The sequence below is a fragment of the Intrasporangium flavum genome, from assembly GCF_001956915.1.
In the GTDB taxonomy this organism is placed as follows: domain Bacteria; phylum Actinomycetota; class Actinomycetes; order Actinomycetales; family Dermatophilaceae; genus Monashia; species Monashia flava.
Window position 1 is genome coordinate 1 of record NZ_MLJO01000047.1, and the last position, 607, is coordinate 607.

The window sequence follows — 607 nt, forward strand, 5'->3', positions numbered from 1 at the left end:
CCTACGACGACACGACCCACGCCGTCGGCATCGCGCCCACCGACCTGCCTGGGGCCGCCACCGGTGCCGACACGGCGCTGGCGGGCCAGTCGCTGCGCACCGGCTCGACGCGTGAGCGCTTCTATTTCGTCATGGCCGACCGGTTCGCCGACGGTGACCCCGCCAACGACCGCGGGGGCCTGACCGGCGACCGCCTGGCCACCGGCTACGACCCGACGAACATGGGCTTCTACCACGGTGGCGACCTCAAGGGCGTCATCGGCAAGCTCGACTACATCAAGGGCCTCGGCACCACGGCGATCTGGCTGACGCCCTCCTTCAAGAACCGCGCGGTGCAGGGCTCGGGCTCCGACGCCAGCGCCGGCTACCACGGCTACTGGGTCACCGACTTCACCCGGATCGACCCCCACCTCGGCACCAACGCCGACATGAAGGACCTCATCGCCGCGGCCCACGCCAAGGGCATGAAGGTCTACTTCGACATCATCACCAACCACACCGCCGACGTCATCTCCTACCAGGGCGGCCAGTACGGCTACGTGTCGAAGTCCGACAAGCCCTACAAGGACGCCCAGGGCAACGTCTTCGACGACGCCGAGGTCGCGGG

The 607-nt window shown here is 68.7% G+C and carries 1 protein-coding gene; it reads left to right on the forward strand.

From position 1 onward, the window contains the following. Nucleotides 1-607: alpha-amylase family glycosyl hydrolase (locus BIV28_RS19560; RefSeq protein WP_242653146.1), on the forward strand; the 607-nt coding region annotated here is incomplete at both ends.